Annotated in this window: 14 protein-coding genes; 6 read left to right on the top strand and 8 right to left on the bottom strand. The window is 53.6% G+C overall.

Features of this window, described 5'->3' with window-relative positions; translation table 11 throughout:
• Positions 1-21: 21 nt before the first annotated feature.
• Complete coding sequence (locus HNV11_RS15075; protein ID WP_171740456.1) at positions 22-828, bottom strand: hypothetical protein; 807 nt, start codon at positions 826-828, stop codon at positions 22-24.
• Positions 829-1,030: 202 nt separating this feature from the next.
• On the opposite strand from HNV11_RS15075, the gene HNV11_RS15070 reads away from it, so the two are divergent.
• Genes HNV11_RS15070 through HNV11_RS15060 form a run of 3 tightly spaced genes read left to right on the top strand, consistent with a single transcriptional unit; the run spans position 1,031 to position 4,334 of the window.
• Positions 1,031-1,858 carry a hypothetical protein gene (locus HNV11_RS15070; RefSeq protein WP_171740455.1) on the top strand — a complete coding sequence of 276 codons (828 nt, stop codon included), beginning with the start codon at positions 1,031-1,033 and terminating at the stop codon, positions 1,856-1,858.
• A complete protein-coding gene (locus HNV11_RS15065) occupies positions 1,855-3,249 on the top strand; it encodes a S1 family peptidase (RefSeq protein ID WP_171740454.1) in 1,395 nt (464 codons plus the stop codon). The genes HNV11_RS15070 and HNV11_RS15065 overlap by 4 nt, the downstream gene beginning before the upstream one ends.
• Complete coding sequence (locus HNV11_RS15060) at positions 3,210-4,334, top strand: hypothetical protein (RefSeq protein ID WP_171740453.1); 1,125 nt, start codon at positions 3,210-3,212, stop codon at positions 4,332-4,334. Before HNV11_RS15065 ends, HNV11_RS15060 begins: the two co-directional genes overlap by 40 nt.
• Before the next feature lie 155 nt (positions 4,335-4,489).
• On the opposite strand, the gene HNV11_RS15055 is transcribed toward HNV11_RS15060, so the two are convergent.
• Positions 4,490-5,677, bottom strand: a complete 1,188-nt coding sequence (locus tag HNV11_RS15055; protein WP_171740452.1) for an Nramp family divalent metal transporter — start codon at positions 5,675-5,677, stop codon at positions 4,490-4,492.
• A 142-nt stretch (positions 5,678-5,819) separates the two neighbouring features.
• Between HNV11_RS15055 and HNV11_RS15050 the strand changes: the two genes are divergently transcribed.
• Positions 5,820-7,028 carry an ADP-ribosylglycohydrolase family protein gene (locus tag HNV11_RS15050; protein WP_171740451.1) on the top strand — a complete coding sequence of 403 codons (1,209 nt, stop codon included), beginning with the start codon at positions 5,820-5,822 and terminating at the stop codon, positions 7,026-7,028.
• 85 nt (positions 7,029-7,113) lie between these two features.
• On the opposite strand, the gene HNV11_RS15045 is transcribed toward HNV11_RS15050, so the two are convergent.
• Positions 7,114-7,638, bottom strand: coding sequence for a Dps family protein (locus HNV11_RS15045; RefSeq protein ID WP_171740450.1), 525 nt, complete (start codon positions 7,636-7,638; stop codon positions 7,114-7,116).
• Positions 7,639-7,745: 107 nt separating this feature from the next.
• The gene (locus HNV11_RS15040; RefSeq protein ID WP_171740449.1) at positions 7,746-8,711 is read right to left on the bottom strand and encodes an NAD(P)H-quinone oxidoreductase; all 966 of its coding nucleotides are present in this window, start codon (positions 8,709-8,711) and stop codon (positions 7,746-7,748) included.
• A 111-nt stretch (positions 8,712-8,822) separates the two neighbouring features.
• Between HNV11_RS15040 and HNV11_RS15035 the strand changes: the two genes are divergently transcribed.
• Positions 8,823-9,326 (top strand): DinB family protein, encoded by a 504-nt coding sequence (locus HNV11_RS15035; RefSeq protein ID WP_171740448.1) that lies wholly within the window; start codon positions 8,823-8,825, stop codon positions 9,324-9,326.
• A gap of 29 nt (positions 9,327-9,355) precedes the next feature.
• Here the strand turns inward: HNV11_RS15035 and HNV11_RS15030 are convergent, their stop codons facing one another.
• Positions 9,356-10,291 (bottom strand): sugar phosphate isomerase/epimerase family protein, encoded by a 936-nt coding sequence (locus HNV11_RS15030; RefSeq protein WP_171740447.1) that lies wholly within the window; start codon positions 10,289-10,291, stop codon positions 9,356-9,358.
• A 127-nt stretch (positions 10,292-10,418) separates the two neighbouring features.
• Entirely contained in the window at positions 10,419-10,733 is a 315-nt protein-coding gene (locus HNV11_RS15025; RefSeq protein ID WP_171740446.1) for a hypothetical protein, read from the bottom strand.
• A gap of 347 nt (positions 10,734-11,080) precedes the next feature.
• On the opposite strand from HNV11_RS15025, the gene HNV11_RS15020 reads away from it, so the two are divergent.
• Positions 11,081-12,697: a right-handed parallel beta-helix repeat-containing protein gene (locus HNV11_RS15020; RefSeq protein WP_171740445.1), complete on the top strand. Its 1,617-nt coding sequence runs from the start codon at positions 11,081-11,083 to the stop codon at positions 12,695-12,697.
• Between the two features lie 82 nt (positions 12,698-12,779).
• Here the strand turns inward: HNV11_RS15020 and HNV11_RS15015 are convergent, their stop codons facing one another.
• Positions 12,780-16,580: a hydantoinase B/oxoprolinase family protein gene (locus HNV11_RS15015; RefSeq protein ID WP_171740444.1), complete on the bottom strand. Its 3,801-nt coding sequence runs from the start codon at positions 16,578-16,580 to the stop codon at positions 12,780-12,782.
• 119 nt (positions 16,581-16,699) lie between these two features.
• Positions 16,700-17,647 carry a ubiquitin family protein gene (locus HNV11_RS15010; RefSeq protein ID WP_171740443.1) on the bottom strand — a complete coding sequence of 316 codons (948 nt, stop codon included), beginning with the start codon at positions 17,645-17,647 and terminating at the stop codon, positions 16,700-16,702.
• Positions 17,648-17,780 lie beyond the last annotated feature (133 nt).

The following is a 17,780-nucleotide window of genomic DNA, read 5'->3' as shown; positions in this document are numbered from 1 at the left end:
GCAGATGGAAAAGCAGCCTGACTACCGACGGGTTCTCGGTTGTCGCTCCTTGACCAGTTCCTGCCGGAATAGTAGCGGTACGCTGGCCTGCTCCGGTATGGAATAGCTGACTGCGAGATAATTGGCGTTGGCAACTTTAGGCAGGTAAACGAATCCACGGATCGATTCGCCGGGTGCAAGGGTATTGGCTTTCAGGGCCAGTTCGCGCCAGCGGTATTCTTCGTAGTCGTAACGCTCCATCCGATCGGCAAACGTCTTGTAGTCAATTACCCGTTTGACGGCCAGACCCTGATAGGCGATGTTGTGGGCAATCCGGTTGTTGACGTATTCACCGTAAGAACGGCTCCGGCTCGACGAAGATACATCGGACGCCACGGCGGCTACCATCAAGACCGTATTGAAGATTTTAGCCCGTTTCAGCCGCTTCTCTTCCTGTTTGCGTTTGAGGCCGATGCGTCCGGCTTCATAAGCTGGGTCGGCGGCAGCACGGCTCAGGGCCAGATGACTATTGAGCGGATCGGGGAGGGTGTCCTGGCGCGCCCCGAGTGCAACGAAATGGAAGTCTGCCGGATTGACGTCGATGGGTTGCCCAGTGCGGTTTTTAATTTCAACATCCAGCGTAACGAATTCCAGGTCCTCCCGCTCGAACGAAGCTACCACACCAATGCCGTTGTGTTCAGCTTTGGTGACCGGACGTCCATCAATCCTGGTCACATCGCCCGAAACAGGCTCTAGCCGCAGACTCGTTACGGTTGGGGCGCAACTGGCTAACAAGCCCGCAATGAGACTGCTGGCGACTACATTTCTAAAGAGAGAGAAGAGAGGCATAGCGTACTCGTTTTCAGGTTGATACTACCCGTTAGCCAACCGTAAAGTTACGCAGAATGCGATTCCGTTGTGTTAAAAAACGGGTGCAGATGCTAATAAAGACTTTGTCAGACAGTCCCCTCAAAAATAGTTCATAACCTGTTACCATTCAGCCTATTAGTAACGACAGATAAGAACCATTACGTCACTTATCTGAACTGCTATGAATCATCGGCTGAGCCAATGGGTCTATCCATCTGTCGTTGCGCTTTACGCTTGGCTGCGCAATGTCGTCGCGCTGTTTCTGTGTGGCACATCCCTGGGCTGGCTGGTGGGTATGTCAACCTCACCGGTACTGCAAACCGTGCTGGCTGCTTTGCTGGCAATTGTAGCGACGCTGCTAACCGCAACGCTGGGTTTACCCAGGTCAACTGATAATAAAAAAGTCAGTTTGACTGATGTTTTATCGAGCGTACTTTCTCAGGCGTTCGGGCAATCGGTTACTGAAAAAACTGCAACTAATCCTGCCAGCAACCCGGAAACTGTACCGGCTAAGCCAGTCAGCCCCTATAATGCGCTGCCGCTGGGCTGGTTCCTGTTTTGCCTGGCGGTAGGGGCTGCAGGCGGGATTTTCACCCGCACCAATGAATTGTTAGGAACGATTCCGAGGGTCGTAGCCTGGCGACTGAGCGTTAATCCGAACGACAGCGTATTCGTAGCAAAGCAGGTACTGGCCGAGCAATATGGTCTTGCTGTTGCCAAAACAAAGAACAGTACGACTAATGCAGCGCCAGGGTCAGCGGTTCAGAGGTTTAGCGCTGCTGCGTTATTCAGCGATACCAAAGACTCAGTTGATTTTTGCGCATCGGTGAGATTTCTCAACGGGCCTGAACTACAGGATGAACTCAGTCAGCAGGTTGCCGGGCAGCTCAACCGCAGTCCAGATCAATCAAAACGGCGGGAGCTTGAACACTTACAGGGGGTATTGGCAAAGGAGCCAAATGAGCGTGTCTTACAGCAAATCAAAAATCGGCTATGTCTCCAGCAATGAACGTTTGGCTATGGATCGGATGTATCTGTCTGTCAACTGCCGCCCGGCCGCAGTCCGTAAAGCCGCTCGACCTACAACGGGAAGAGGTGTTTGATTATATCTATAAGCTGAAAGTCAAGAATAACCGAGGGCAGGAATCGGTGCTGACCGGCTTCAAACCGGCAGGCTATGCCGGCATCCTGACGGCACTACATGGATTGACTTTATCCAGTAACCCTGCTATTACGGCAATACGTTATGCCGACGCGTCCGGTCGATCAGAGAAAATCTATAAAAAGGTTACGTTGACGCATGTTGATATTGCCAATGATGTGGCTTTCCTGAGTTGTCCTGAACTTTCTGCAAAAGAAGGACTTCCTTTTTCCCGGCGGCCTATTTTGATGGGCGGGAAAACCCTGCGCATTTTTGGGTTTCCGCAGATAAACTCGCTAAAAGGACGGGAGCGACGTATTGATACGCCACCGGTTATGGTGTTGCAGGACATCCTGAGTGATCCCGCTAAAAGTCAGTTAAGCCGACGAAATAGCCCGGCCCTTAGCACACGAGTACTGCAACTGGAGCCGGCTTCCATCTACAAAGGCGATTCGGGTGGGCCAATTTTAAATGAGTTCAACGAGGTGGTAGGGGTAGCCAACGGGGGATTTTTTAATAATTCAGGGGATAAAATAACCGCCTGGGCCGTGCTGATTAGCGGAGTTCCTCAGGCACCCGTCGAGGTGGACAACCGGGCGTTTCGACAACTGGTTGAGAACAACGTGCAGGAACTGATGTCCGACTGGAGTGTTGCCCAACACCGGGATCAGTACGATAAGGAAACCCCTGTTTTTACCATTGGTGGAGTCCTAAGCAAACCCTTTAGTATTGGGGCCAATGGCCTGCATATCGATACGGATCTGAAGAACCTGAGCGGAGCCTTTGACGCCTATGCCGAGGTGAAGCTGGTTAATAACCTGATGCTGGGCGGCTACGCATCGAGCAACTACTTACAATATAGAATTATTCGGCAGTTCGATCAGAATATTCCGTTGCAGGGCGAGTCGGCGATGGCTACCCGGCGTCTGGTTGATCTGTATGGTGTACAAACGAGTCTGTTGTTTAACCGTGGACTTCTGCATCAGGCTTATGTGGGCGGAGGTGGGTTATATCTCGGGAACACAACTGAGCAGCGGCAACTGCTGAACAACTACCGGCTGTTTATTGGCTACCGGGTTTATCTGGGGTTGAAACGAACCTTCGGTTTCGAATTCCGGGCAATGCAATTGACGCAGAATGAAGCGCGGGATGAGTGGCAACCCGTTTTGGGCAACGCTACGATTATCCATACCGTAAAACCTTTAACCTCCTACTACGTATGTGCCGGCTTAACCTACTCGGTTTACAATCGAAAATAGTGGTAGTGGGCGCCCTGCTGCTATTTGCCCGGTGCCAGACGGTCCCGGAAGATACCGTAAAGCCCGTTCCAACTCTTACCCGTGGCTTACTGAACGGTGATCCGGTTGTGCAGTCAACGCCAGATAAAATAGAGTTGATTACAGTCAATAATCAATTTGATAAGTTACTTGGCACAGAGTATGCAAGATTCTCTCGCCCGACAAATATTGCCGATTATGGTCAATTTAGAGTAGTTGAGAGCATCAGGCCAGACGTTCTGTTTGATCATGAATTTAACTGGACGAGCACACAGCGGAAAAACGTTATGGTCGCCATCTTTAAGAACGTTATTCGCATAGATTTAAACCAGATTGCCAACAAAAGTGACCTCATATGGATGTGGACTCCACCGAAGGGGGCAGTCGATCCTGGCCGCATCACTTTCGCCGAAGGGCAAGCAGTATCTTTAAACTCAGATAATCAGTTCACGTACAGCTCTCCGGTTAATTTAAATACAAATACATATTATGTCTGGTGTGTATTGGCGTGGGATTCTCAAGGCATTCGTATCACGAACGCCAGCCGTGAGCTGCCGTTTCGGGTAGAAAATACAGTTGTACCAGCACCAACTCTCTTTCGGGCTCCCCTAAACGTCGACCCGGTTGTTCAGTCGACGCCGGGATCGGTAGACTTGATTACTGTAGAGAATCAATTTCACAAATTGATTGACACCGAGTATAGACAGACTTCTCGTCCCCAAGTGGATAGTAAGGAGTATAGTAAATTTAAATTTGTGGAATTAATTAATCTGAAAGATCTACCTAAACACGAATTTAAATGGGTCAGTACACAACGGCAGAACGTGACGGTGGTCATCTTCAAAAACCTGGTTCGCGTAGTTTCAAATGATATTGCTACTAATGATATTGTCTGGAAGTGGGATTACAAAGGAACAGCGCCTGATCCAGGCAAAGTTACCTTTGCCGACGTAAAACCGACGTCCCCGCTGACCCCAAATACCTACTATGTATGGTGCGTACTGGTACGGAATAATCAGAACCGGATCATTGGTGCCAGTCGTGAGTTGCCTTTTCAGGTGAAATAGGCCGATTCCAAAAGCGACACAATATCTGCCCTAAGCCTCAGGTTCTTGTTGACATATTTTCCGTGGACACGCTGACTTATTGACGTGTCCACGCTCACATTGATATTAGTGAACCTCAATCGTTTGGCCGGTAGTCTCGTAAATTCAGATAGTCTCTATTGCCCAGACCCAAGGGCCAGCCACAGATTCCAGCCGCCCAGACCAGCTGTGACCAGGACAACGAAGCCCATCGCTACGTTTTGAGCGGGGGAATTACGGTACTGACCTAAAAGTGTTTGGTTATTGACGGCTCTGAATAAAAAGACAGTTACAAACGGCAGCAGAATTCCATTGATGGCCTGCACGGCAATGATGATAGGAATAGGCCGAACGCCAAGCAGGCCAAACGTCAGGCCAACGGCCATAACCAGCAGCCAGACGGCCCGGTAAGCAGTTGAACCGGCTGACCAGCCGAGCAGGCTCTGGGCTGTTACGGCCGAAGCCAGCGGAGCCGTGAGGGTAGAGGTAAAGCCCGCAGCAAACAAACCAAAGGCAAACAGGGCACCCGCCCAGTCGCCAAGCTGGGCGGACATGGTCTGTGCAACGCTCTGAAACGAAAACTCCCCCGTAACGAGCGTTCCGGCTGCCAGAATTGCCATCGACGTAAGGCCACCAATGAGTACTGCCAGTCCGATGCCCCAGCGCATTTCGCGCAATGTCTGGTTAGTGCTAAGACCAGAACCCAGAAAAAGATTATACGGAACAATCGTGGTGCCGATCAGGCTGATCACCAGTACGAGCGAGTCAGCCGGGAGCGAAGGAACGACCAGGGCTTTCAGGAAAGTGCCCGTCGACTGGCCGCTGTTGAAGGCAACGTAGGCAAACGCAATGCCCATCGCAAACACAATCAGACCCAGGAAATTGGCGATGAGTCGGGTGGAGCCCTGCCATAGTAACGTAACGCACACTACGCCAACGGCGATTGTCAAGCCCGTTGTTGGCAGATGCGTCAGGAGCGAAAGTCCCGCCACGGCGCCGAGAATATTGCCGGCCTGATAGGCTGCGCATCCAACAGAAATGGCGATGAATAAAATACGAGCGATCCAGGGCGCTTTTGCGCCGTAGGAATGGGTAATCACTTCACCGAAGCTCAGGCCCGACGCCAGTGTGATCCGGGCGGCCGCTTCCTGCAGAAGGATAGTACTTAGGGTTGAAAAGGTCAGCGCCCAGAGCAGACTAAGGCCGAAGCGGGAACCGGCCATAGCGCAGGCCGTAACGGAACCGGGGCCAATGAAGGCGGCTGAAATAACCGACCAGAACAGAACGCTGCCAACACCGGAGCGAAGAGTTAACGATTTAGGCATGAGGTGGGTTTCAGAGCGTAGTTAGGTGCAAACTACAGAATCTCCAATTTCATCGTTTACTTTACGTATCTGATTTTTCAACTACCTCATCGGCGAGCGCGTGCGAATTAAGTTTTACCTGTTGTTGTGTACTGGTCTGTTGATGGGTACCGTCGGTCCAACGAATGGGCAAGCCCTCCCAAACCGGCGGGCGTTATATAATAAAGTGCTCGGTATGCTGGTCGGGTCGGCCATTGGCGATGCTATGGGGGCACCAACCGAAATGTGGACGCGGGACGCCATTGCGCTCGACTATGGCTTCGTGAATCGGCTGGACACGATGGTACGCGAACCCTCGCCGGAGGGGACCTGGCTGTATAATCTCCCGGCCGGTGGCACAACCGACGATACGCGCTGGAAAGTACTGGCTATCAACTATCTCCTTGCGCAGAAGAAGAAAAACCTTGCGCCTAAAGAGTTCGCTCAGCACATATTAACGCAATACCAGATCAGTATTCAGCGACTGAAGAAAACAGAGGGGCTGGCACCGGAGCCGTATGAAGCCCGCAGCCGCGAAATGGCCTGGCTACAGGAATGGGCGAAAGTGGCACAACCGTTCATTGCCAACGATCTGGTTAGCTATTCCAATGCGCTGAGTCGGTTTTACGGTGGTGAGGTAACCTGCGCCGGAATGCTTTATGCCCCGGCGATTGGCGGTTTCTATCCGGGCAATCCAGAGCTGGCGTATACACAGACATATGCGATCAGCGTTTTTGACCTCGGCTATGCCCGCGATATCAGCGGATTAACGGCCGCCATGGTGTCGGCGGCTATGGCCCCCAATGCCACGCCCGAGGCTATTTTAAATGTATTGCGGGATGTAGATCCAGAGCATTATTTCCAAAGTCGACTGGTTGGTCGTTCGGCCCATCGAATCCTGAAACAGGCTCGAACAATCGTGGCAGAGGCAAACAAAATACAGCAGGCCGATCGTAAATCGTTGACGATCCCGTTACCCAAACGAGGACCGGTAGACACGTTGATGCTCACCCGGATGCAGAAAGCGTATGAGTTACTGGAAGCGCAGAATCAGGATCTGCCGTTTCATGCTGCCGAGATCCACCTGGTAAACCTAACGGCGCTCTTGTTTAGTAATTTTGATTTCGAGAAAGCACTCGCATTTGTCATTAATTACGGACGGGACAACGACACGACCGGAGCCGTAACAGGCGCTATTCTTGGTGCGTACTGGGGGGCCGATCGGTTACCCAAAGCGATGGTGACCAAGGTGATTACGGTTAACAAACAGAGATTAGGTACTGATCTGGAAGCGCTTGCCGATAAACTCACCGACAGGATACTTTTAAAGTAATTGTATAGCAGAGCGACATAAAAAAAGCGACCTGTTTGAGTACAGGTCGCTCAGAAAAGAATTGATATGATGTGCGGAGCCTGAACTACGACAGATATTTCCGCAGCATCCACGCCATTTTTTCATGGGCTTCCATCAGGCCTGTCAGGAAATCGGCCGTACCAGCATCCTTCAGTTCTTCATCGCAGGTATCAACGTTTTCACGCAGTTCGCGGGTTACCTGCTCGTGGTCGGCGAGAAGCCGCTCGAACATATCGCGGGTTTTCACTTCGCCACTCTCATCTTCTTTCAGGCTGGTGCCTTTCAGAAAATCGGACATGGTCGAAAAAGGCTTGCCGCCCAGCGTACGAATCCGCTCTGCCACTTCGTCGATCATCTCTTCAAGGGCTTTATACTGCTCTTCAAAAAATTCGTGGTATTCCTTGAAGCTCGGCCCCGCTACGTTCCAGTGGTATTTGCGGGTCTTGATATATAAAACGTGCAGATCGGACAAGTAGGCATTGAGCATCTCGTTGTCCTTTTTCAGGACGTCCTGGTCGAGGCCAATGTTCGGCTTGATGTTTTTAACGGCCTTCTCCTGAGATTCGGGTTTGTTCAAATCGGTAGTCATAACTTATGAGTGTGTAAGTACTCTGGAATAACCCGATCGTTTCAAAATTGTTGCCGGAACTTAGGAAACCACACTATTCTGAAACGATAAGCAGTAGTGCCGTAGCCTTACGGAATTTCCAGAATGATTTTACCAATGTGCCCGCTGCTTTCCATCAGCTGCTGCGCTTGGGCCGCTTCGGAAAGAGGCAGTGACCGATACACAACCGGCTTTAGTCGTCCATCGGCCAGCAGGGGCCACGCCTGCTTTTCTACCTCAGCCGTCAGATCAGCTTTAAACTGGGCATCGCGGGGTTTAAGCATGCTGCCGCTGAGCGTAATCCGCTTCTGCATCAGGGTTGGAATATGAATTGACGTTTCGGCGCCCCGCATGGCGTTGATGAACATAAGTCGCCCGTCGGTCGCCAGCAGGCGAAGATTTTTAGGCGTGTAATCGCCCCCAACCATATCGAGAATGACGTTGATGCCTACCAGGCTCAGTGCCTGTTCAAAATCGATTGTTTTATAATTGACACAGCGGATCGCGCCCAACTGTTCACAAAAAGCGCACTTTTCGTCGTTGCCCGCCGTGGCGTAAGCCCTGGCACCGAACGCGTTTGCCAGTTGAATGGCCGCTACGCCAATGCCGCTGCTGCCACCATGGACCAGAAAATTCTCTCCCTTGCTCAAATGAGCCCACTGAAAAACCGTTGACCAGACAGTCAGCACCGTTTCGGGTAGCGACGCAGCCTCCACGAAGGTCAGTCCGGGCGGTAGGGGCAGGCAGTGGCGTTCGTCAACCGTTACGTATTCGGCGTAGCCACCCCCGCTGATAAGGGCGCATACCGGGTCGCCAACCCGCCACCGATGGGCGTCAGGCCCGCACTGCTCAACAAGTCCGGCTACTTCGAGTCCGGGAATCTGGCCGGTTGGGTCAGTGCCATAGCCGCCCTGCCGCTGGTGAATATCGCTTCGATTGACTCCGGCCGCCCGCACCCGAATCAAAACCTGTCTGCTGCTGGGCTGTGGGAGAGGATGATCACGCAGGGCAAGCACGGAAGCATCGCCCGGACGGGTAATCAGGATTGCTTTCATAAGACCATAACACGAACCGTCAGTTTTTAGCCCGAAAACTTGTGTACCGGCGTGCCCATAGCGAAACAAAGCCGACGGAAACGGGTATACTGAACAGCAAACACGAAACGTATGCCGCAAACTACGCAATCGGTGGCCGATGCCACGTCGGCCGTTCAGCAACAACTCAGCCAACTGCTGACGGGACGTAACGCCCATCAGTCGTTCGAGGATGCCATTAACGGTCTGCCCGCGTCGTTGCGGGGCATAAAGCCAGACAAATTACCGTATAGTATCTGGCAATTGGTTGACCATATCCGGATTGCGCAGTGGGACATTCTGGCGTTTTCCCGCGACGCAAATCACCAGTCGCCATCCTGGCCCGACGGCTACTGGTCGAAGGACGTAGCACCGCCGGATGATGCCGCCTGGGAAGAGGCCGTAGAGCAGATTCGGCAAGACCGCGATGCGTTTATCGCGTTATTACAGGACTCCGGGCAGGATCTATACGCGCCCTTTCCCCACGGCGACGGTCAGAATCTTCTTCGCGAGGCTCTTCTGATTGCTGATCACACGGCCTATCATGTTGGCGAGATCATTATCATCCGGCGATTGCTGGGTGCATGGGGCGGTTAAGTAGACTATTTCTACGTTCAGATAAGCCCTTAGCTCATTAGGCCCGCAAAGACGTCTTTAGCATAAGCCAGATCCTGTTTGTGCGCTTCAACGGGGCCCATCGTATCGGGTGAGCCTTTTTCCAGGCATTGTTCCAGCACAAGTAATGGCCGGACATGCTGCGCTTTCAGCTCGGTGGCCAGCCGTCGGTAATTAATATCGCCGTCGCCGAAGGTTTCCTGCCAGATCTGGTTTTTCGACTGGCGGATGTGCAGTTCAACAATGCGCTTGCCGTATAATTTCACAACGTCGAACAGGGCAACCTGCGAGTTACTTGATCCGCGATAGACCCAGTGGGCATCCAGACACAAGGATACGTTTCCGGGATCGGACGCGAGCAGCATGTGGTGAAACTCCCGGGCCGCCTGCCGGTGTTCGGGCGCGTGGGTATGGTAAGCCAGCGTCAGGCCACGCCTGCGGAGTTCGGCACCAAGCCGGTCGAGGTTCCGGGCCTGTTCGGTCAGGTCGGCATCCGTTTTGTCGGCGTCGCTACCCCATTGAATGGGACTCGGGTTGGTAACAATAATCGTTGTGCCCAAGGGTTTGGCGGCTTCAGCAATGGCGAGCGCAGCCTCAATAGATTTTGGCGCTTCGTCGGCTCGGTGGAGCGTGCTGTTGACGTACAGCGACGGCATTGTCAGGCGGTACTTCGACAGGTAAGGGGCCAGCTTTCTGACTTCTTCCGCATTGCTGAACGACGGCTCGTAGGCTGTCAGACCGGTTTTTACGTAGTGGCTCAGCGCTTCGTCGGGGTCAGCCATCCACTGTTTTTTCGCCCGCGCGTAGAATGTATTCCAGGTATAGGCGTTGCAGGAAATCGGCTGCGGCCTGGCCGGCTGCGCCTGAACAGCCTGGCTATTGGGTAATAGCGCGGTCCCGGTCAGGGCGCTGAGCGAAGTCAGAAAATGGCGTCGGCTTTGAAACATGATGGTTTTATTTCAGTTCCCTGGTTTTTATCGCTACTTTATTTAAACCGATAGTGCAGTAGACCCACAACTGAGGATGGTAGATAAAATCATTGTCGGTGAAATGGGGGACTTTAATTAAATATTGTTAAATAGCCTGTCTGACCCCGTTTTTAGCTTCTGCCTCTACAGCAGCGGGAATCAATTCATCCCGGAAACCTGATTGATAAACGCTGAACTTCCAGCCATCCTCTACGTATCTACCCGACAAACTGATAGGATGTTTGGTTATGGGCGAACTATCGGCATCCAACCGCTCAGTGTCAAGAGGGTAACCGAAACCAATCCCCAGGAACTTAACACCAATTTCTTGCTGCAGTGCTCGGATATCTCTTTTGCTTAACAGGTATCTGAAGCCAGATGGAAGTCTATTCGCTTTCATGTTGGATAGCTGACCACGCATAACGATGGCTGATGTAAAGCCTTGTCGGTACCACAGACCAGTTGAAAAGGCTAATCGACTGATTCTCTACCAGCCGCTTTTCGGGAAGAGACTAAGCTCTCGTATGAATACTGGATATGTTCGCCCATCCATTAGCCTCTCCCATACTTATTGCGCAACCCTCCTGATAAATAATTTAACGATAACACTGCTTAACGTTAGACATGCAATTACAGGTCTATTTAGTTTATATAATTCATAAAAAGTAAACTATTTATTATCTTTTTTAATCATAAAGTTTGTTACTGTTGTTAATAATATGTAAAATTGAGCGATTTTATAAACTTACTATTTAAAAAGTCGCACTGATGAGAATATTTACAGCTCTATTGTGGTTTGCCTTTGCGGGTAGTGCATGGGCACAAACGGATTGCAACTGTACGTACACAATCACCAAGACCGGCATGTATGACGGCAAATCGCTCAAGATTGCCCCCGGCTCGACGGTCTGCATCAAGGCGGGCGCTTACACCTACCTCCGACTCAACAACTTCGTCGGCACCCCCGACAAGCCCATCCGCTTCATCAACTGCGGAGGCCTGGTCGACGTCAATTATCCCACCGGCTCCTCGACGGGCATCGCCTTCCAGGGATGCCGCTACTTCCAGATCACCGGCACCGGCGACAGCCGGTATGAGTATGGCATCCGCATCTCCAAGACGGGCACCAACATCTCAGGTCTGAACATTACAAACAAGAGTTCAGACTGTGAGGTAGACCATGTGGAGGTGTCCAATACGGGCTTTGCCGGCATCATGATCAAGACCGATCCCACTTGCGATGTCACTACCCAGCGGGCTAACTTCACGATGTACAATGTGAAGGTGCACCACAACTATGTTCATGACACCAAAGGGGAGGGACTCTACATCGGCAACTCGTTCTGGAACGAAGGCATGGGCCGCACCTGCAGTGGAAAGAACGTAAAAGTGCTGCCGCACAACATCATTGGTCTGGAGATTGCTTACAACCGGACCGAGAACACGGGCTGCGAGGGCATCCAGTATGCCTGCGCACCTGAGTCGCAGGTGCACCACAACACGGTCTATAATTCCGGCATTGATCCCTTTGATGCCTACCAGGACAATGGGGTGCAGATTGGGGGTGGGGTAAGCGGCCGCTTTTACAACAACACCATCCGCCAGTCGAAAGGCATTGGTCTGATTGTGGTGGGTCATCTGGGCCCAAACTACATTTATAACAACATCATCACCGACTCGGGTGATAACGGCGTCTTTGTCGACGAGCGGGCCAACTCGCTGGCGAATGTAGACATCGTGCTAGCTAACAACACCATCAACCGGGCAAAAGGGGAGGGTATCAAGCTCTACAACGAGACCCAGAACACGTATATTCTGAACACGGCCATCACGGGGGTTGGCAGCAACAAGTATATCTCGACGCTGAATACTAAGGTTCGTTATACGGCGCAGAACAACTTTACGGCAGCGGGCGGCAGTGATGCGGGTTACGTAGATGCTGGAGCTGATGATTACCATACGACCTCAACTTCATTGCTGATCAACAGGGGGCAGGATCTCAAACGCTACGGGATTGTTGTCGATCTGGAGGATGTCGACCGGCCGAAAGGAGGAACCTACGACATTGGTGTGTATGAAAACGTAGCGGAGAGCAATTCGGGCGCGCGTAAAAGCGTAGCGGCTCGTGCCGAGCTGTCAGAGACGGTTGTGGTTCGTGCCTTCCCCTCGCCCTGCGTCGATCAGCTCACCGTGCGGTTGAGTAACGAAGAAGCCATTACGGAACTGAGCATTGTGGACGGTGCGGGCCGGACACTTACGCAGCACCAGCCATTGGCACCCGCTGCAGAGGTAACGCTGCCGGTGAATCAGCTGAGCAGCGGGGTGTATCTGATCCGAATCGGAACGGGCATTCGGCAGTACGTTGGGCGTTTCCTGAAGCAGTAAGTAATAAGCTGTTAACGACGAGGTGCCTGAAAAGCTGGTTAATAGCTTTTCAGGCACCTCGTCGTGTTAGTTTCGAAGCGAATTAATCGGGCCGGGATACACCCCCGCCCCCCGGCGTTTCAATGCGAATACGCTCCGCTGCCTGCATTGCTCTTGTGAAAATACCCGGTAAGGGTTCTTGCCGGCCCGTGGCATCTATGAGGATTTGACGACCTACGGCACCCGGCTGTCCGCCCTCTAAACCGTAAGGTGCAACCAGCCGGTGCTGGCTCAGGAGAGTTGCCTGCACAGGTTCCAGAAATTCGATCTCGCGGATGATACCGTCGCCACCGCGCCACTGACCAGCCCCACCGGAACCGGTCCGAACAGCGAATGTGTGCAGCCGAACGGGGTAACGCCGTTCAAGTTCTTCGGGGTCGGTGAGTTTTGTGTTCGTCATGTGCTGATGCACCGCCGGGCGGCCATCAGCGCCAAAGGTTGCACCAGCGCCCCCGCCAATCGTTTCATAATAGCCGAACGCTTCGGCGCCTGTGCCCGATTTGCCGAACAAAAAGTTGTTCATCGTGCCCTGACTGCACGCGGCCAGCCCCAGCGCTTTCAGCAGGGTATCGACCAGCCGCTGGCTTACTTCCGTATTGCCGCCTACCACAGCCGGGCAGTTGGCCGGATCATCCGGAAAGATCGGGTTCAGAAACGATGAGTCGGGCAGGACCAGGTCAACGGGGGCCATTAGTCCCTCATTCAGGGGGATATCCTGATCGACCCAGAGCCGCAGCACGTAAAGCACCGCACTATGCAGAATTGACCGGTTTGCGTTCAGGTTGTTTGGATGAACGCCCGATGTACCTGTAAAGTCGAACCGAATGCGACCGCTGTTGACGCTTATTTTGACCCGGATCGTATAGCCATCATCGAGCGATTCCTCCGCTGCGAAGGTCTGGCCCTCCAGCGGTCGGAGCACATCCGAAATGGCTTTCGTTGCCGACTGCTGTAGGCGGCCCATGTACTGCTGCACCGTTGCCAGACTGTGCTGCCGGACGAGGTCCTGCAGGGCCGTTTTGCCCGCCCGCAGGGACGCCAGGGCTGCTTCCATATCGGCGCGGTTTTCGGACAACGAACGCGTCGGATACAGGGCCTGCGTAAACCGGTCTTCGAGCGCTTCCCACTGAAATTCTCCGTTCCGGACAATGTACTGTGGTTCGAGCACGACGCCTTCTTCGGCCAGGGAGGTGGCATTGGGCGGCATTGACCCCGGCACTTTGCCCCCGATTTCGGCGTGGTGCGCCCGGTTGATGACGTACCCGATAAGCTGTGGCTTACCCAGGTGGCTGTCAATGAAAACGCCACTCAGCAGCGTTACGTCGGGCAGGTGCGAGCCACCATACTTAGGGTGGTTCGTGATCAGCACATCACCGGGCCCGATTGGCAGCTTTTCCAGACACAGGCGCGCGCAGACGCCCAGGCTGCCCAGGTGCACCGGAATGTGGGGGGCGTTGGCAACCAGTCTGGCGTTTGAATCGAGCAGGGCACAGGAGAAGTCGAGCCGTTCCTTTACGTTGGTCGAAAACGCCGTTCGCTGAAGTTGAGCGCCCATTTCTTCAGCAATGGCCCGGAAACGCTGGGTAAACAGTTCCAACTGAATGACCTCGTTGGTTTGGGCTACCAATGGCTTGTCAACATCTGCCACGTAGTCCACGATGGCGTTTTTATCGGCCTGAACTACCAGCCGCCAGCCCGGTTCAATGAAGGCCGAGGACGTTGGATTGAGCAGCAGCGCCGGGCCCCGAAAAGTGTCGCCTTCCTGGAGTTGTAGCCAGTCGTAGGCAGGGAAATCACCCGCCATAAACGCCGGAACCGCGTGACGGTGACTTTGGGGCGGGCCGCTGATGGACGATTCGCTGGCGACGGTGCTGACAATGACCCGGACGCTTTCAACTTCAATCGGCGGGGACTGTCCGTTGGCGCCGGTTGGGAAGTGTCCATACAGTTGTCGGTATTTTTCCTGGAAAGCCTGCTCAAGCTGATTACCAAACGGTACATCGATTGCCGCTTCTTGTCCCTGCAGGCGCAGAAAAACAGACGCCGATTTGCTCTCTATAGGCACACCTTCGCCTACGTCCTGATACAGATCGTTTATTGCCTGTTGAGTCAAGGTAGTTACTATCGTTTCGGCGTGTGGCTCAAAATGAGTCAGCGGCTGCAAAATAGATCGCGCGGCAATCCGCTCAATCTGGGCCTGGCCAATGCCGTAGGCGCTGAGCAAACCTCCGTCGAAGGGCAGCAGGAGCCGATCGATCCCCAGCAGGCGGGCAATTGAGCAGCCATGCAGTCCACCCGCGCCCCCGAAAATGAGCAGATCATAGGCTTTTGGGTCAAAACCCCGCGCCACCGAGATTTTATGAATTGCGCCGGCCATGGTTTCGTTGGCAATGTGCTCGAAGCCCCGCAGAATTTCCTGAGCGTTGGCGTCTGTGTTTGTGTTGCCCGCAACCTGTTCCATAACCGCTGTCAGAGCGGCCTGCGCTTTTTCGGCAAATACCGGAATACCAAACTGACCGGGATGCAGCTTGCCCAGCAGCAGGTTGACATCGGTTAGGGTAAGCGGTCCCCCCATGCCGTAACAGGCCGGGCCCGGACTGGCCCCGGCGCTCTGGGGACCAACGCGCAGCTGCGCCCCATCGAACCTGCAGACCGATCCGCCCCCGGCCGCTACGGTTTCGATGGCCAGCGCTGGGAGTTGCAGATCAAATGAGCTAATACGGGTTGAAAATCGGTAGTCCAGCCCACCCTGAATCCGGGCGACGTCGGTGCTGGTGCCCCCCATGTCGAGGGTCAGCATTCGGGAGAGGGCAGGGTTTGAGGAGTCGAGGCTGGTGGGCGCTGACGCGGCTGCACCAATGACTCCACCGGCGGGGCCGCTGAGCAGGCTGTCTTTGGGACGGAACAGATCCGCTCGAACCAGCCCGCCCGTACTGGTCATGACCCGTACGGGTCGCCCGCCCAGTTGCTGCTGAACGTTGCTGAGGTATGACCGCAGGACGGGCGTCAGATAAGCGTCAATAACGGCGGTCTGGGTGCGGGCGACGTAGCCGGGTGCGGTCGAGACGTCAGTGGAAGGCGTAACGTATAAAAAACCAGCTTCTGTCAGGGCTTCGCGGAGCAGGCACTCATGAGCAGGGTTACGGTAGGCGTTCAGCAGCGAAATGGCCACCGCATCGGGTTGGCTTTGCCGAAGCGAATCAATAAGGCCGCTGATAGAACTGTCGGTCAGGGTAGTAATGACGTCGCCGGTAGCCGAGATGCGCTCATCGACTTCCAGCACCGAATCATACAGTACATCGGCGGGCGGAATGGTCAACTGAAACAGGTTCGGGCGTTGCTGTGTGCCGATCTGGAGCAGGTCCCTGAATCCTTTCGTTACCAAAAGCGCCACGCGCCCTCCTTTACGTTCGAGCAGGGCGTTGGTGCCTCTGGTCGTGCCGAGTCGCATTTCAAGGGGCGGAAACGGTTCACCGATCGGCGTTTGAGTGAGTAATCGAGTCGCTAAAACCGGCGCTTCTTCGCCCGTAAAAAGCTCAACGGTCAGGATGTCGGATGGTTTGTCCGTGCTATATGTTGTCGATAAACCATCCGACGTCCTGACTTCGAGAGTTCCATTGGTTCGAAGCGAACTAACTGTGAAATGCTGACCAGTCTCAACGACGCGTAGCTGGTAGCCGTCAAAGATTGGGGCCGTCAGCCAGGGTGCTTTCAGTTTACCGTCAACCAACTGCCCCCGCAGACGACTGCTGCTGAGAACTTTCATTCGGCGAAGATTACCGCCGGGGTCGCGGGCGAGGCCATCGGTAAACGTGCCGCCGGTGTCAATCCAGATTTCGTACATTACGTAAAATACCCGAATCTCCTCATCACGAAGCTGGATGATGGATTCAGAACCGTAAAGCTACGAAAGCCAGCCATTGAGGGCTATAGCTTGAGCGTTCGATCTACCGAAAACACCTGTCACTGGGTGAGAACACCTCCGCCAGGATCGAATACCGGAGGACGATGAACGGGGCGGTCGCGGCAGGCCTGAAGAGCCTGCTTTGCTTTCTGCAATGCAGTGTTGGCGTCAGCGAGGTCGTCCTGCTGTAACTTTTTGATCATGGCAATAATTCCTGGTTTCTGTTGTGGAGAGGCATCGTGTAATTCGGCCTGAAGCTGACGAATCTCATTGCGTACACCATCAACGGCTGCCTGAGCCGCTTTAACCGCATCGACCTGCGCCTGGCAGAGGTCAACCGGAACGGGTTTTACGGCAAGGTTTCCTTCGATTTCGTAGGACTCGCTGCCCGACTTATTGCGGAACGCCAGCGTAAATGGCTTTGTCGTGGCTAACGTACTGATCGCCCCCAGGTTCTCGCTGTCGCTGCCAACGACATCATCCATATTGAGCGTACCCAGCGCAATCCGGATTTTTTGCCCGGTGGTCAGGGCACCTTTTATGCCAGCTTCCACTTTATCCTTTACGCGTTTCTCGATGGTCGCTTTCACGGCCTCTTCTTCGGCCGGATTGCCTTGAGCTGCCTGCAACGCCAGCAGGTTGGCAATGATGGCGGCACGGAGTTCGCTGGTATAAGCTTTGAAGCCTGCCCGCATCGCATCCTCCGGGGTTTCGTCATTCTCCCACAACACAACCGAAATAATGAACGTAAACCGTTGCGGATCATCGGTAAATCGAACCCGCAATGTGTTCACTGAGGAAGGAATGAGAACAACCTGACCTGCCCGCATATCGTGATCGATCACAATTCGCGCATTGCCCAGCACTAAATCAGCTGTATTCACCTGGCCGTTGGTGGTGTCGATCCAGATCAGTACAGGCCAGATGTAGGGCTCCGAGTGACCAGAGCCATCGCTTTCCCTGATGCACCGCAGGCGTTCAAGGGTGACAATTGCGTCTGTTGCCATAACTTTAGTTGGTTAAAGGTTCACTTAACATATAAGCTGGCAAACGTTTGTGCGCACAAACGTTTGCCGGGTGTTAAGGTCTCCTGTTTCACCGGTATGACAATGACTCTTTGAGGGAGCGGATCAGGAATAA

This window comes from Spirosoma taeanense (assembly GCF_013127955.1).
Taxonomy (GTDB): Bacteria; Bacteroidota; Bacteroidia; order Cytophagales; family Spirosomataceae; genus Spirosoma; species Spirosoma taeanense.
This window is presented reverse-complemented; position numbering and strand designations above follow the sequence as displayed.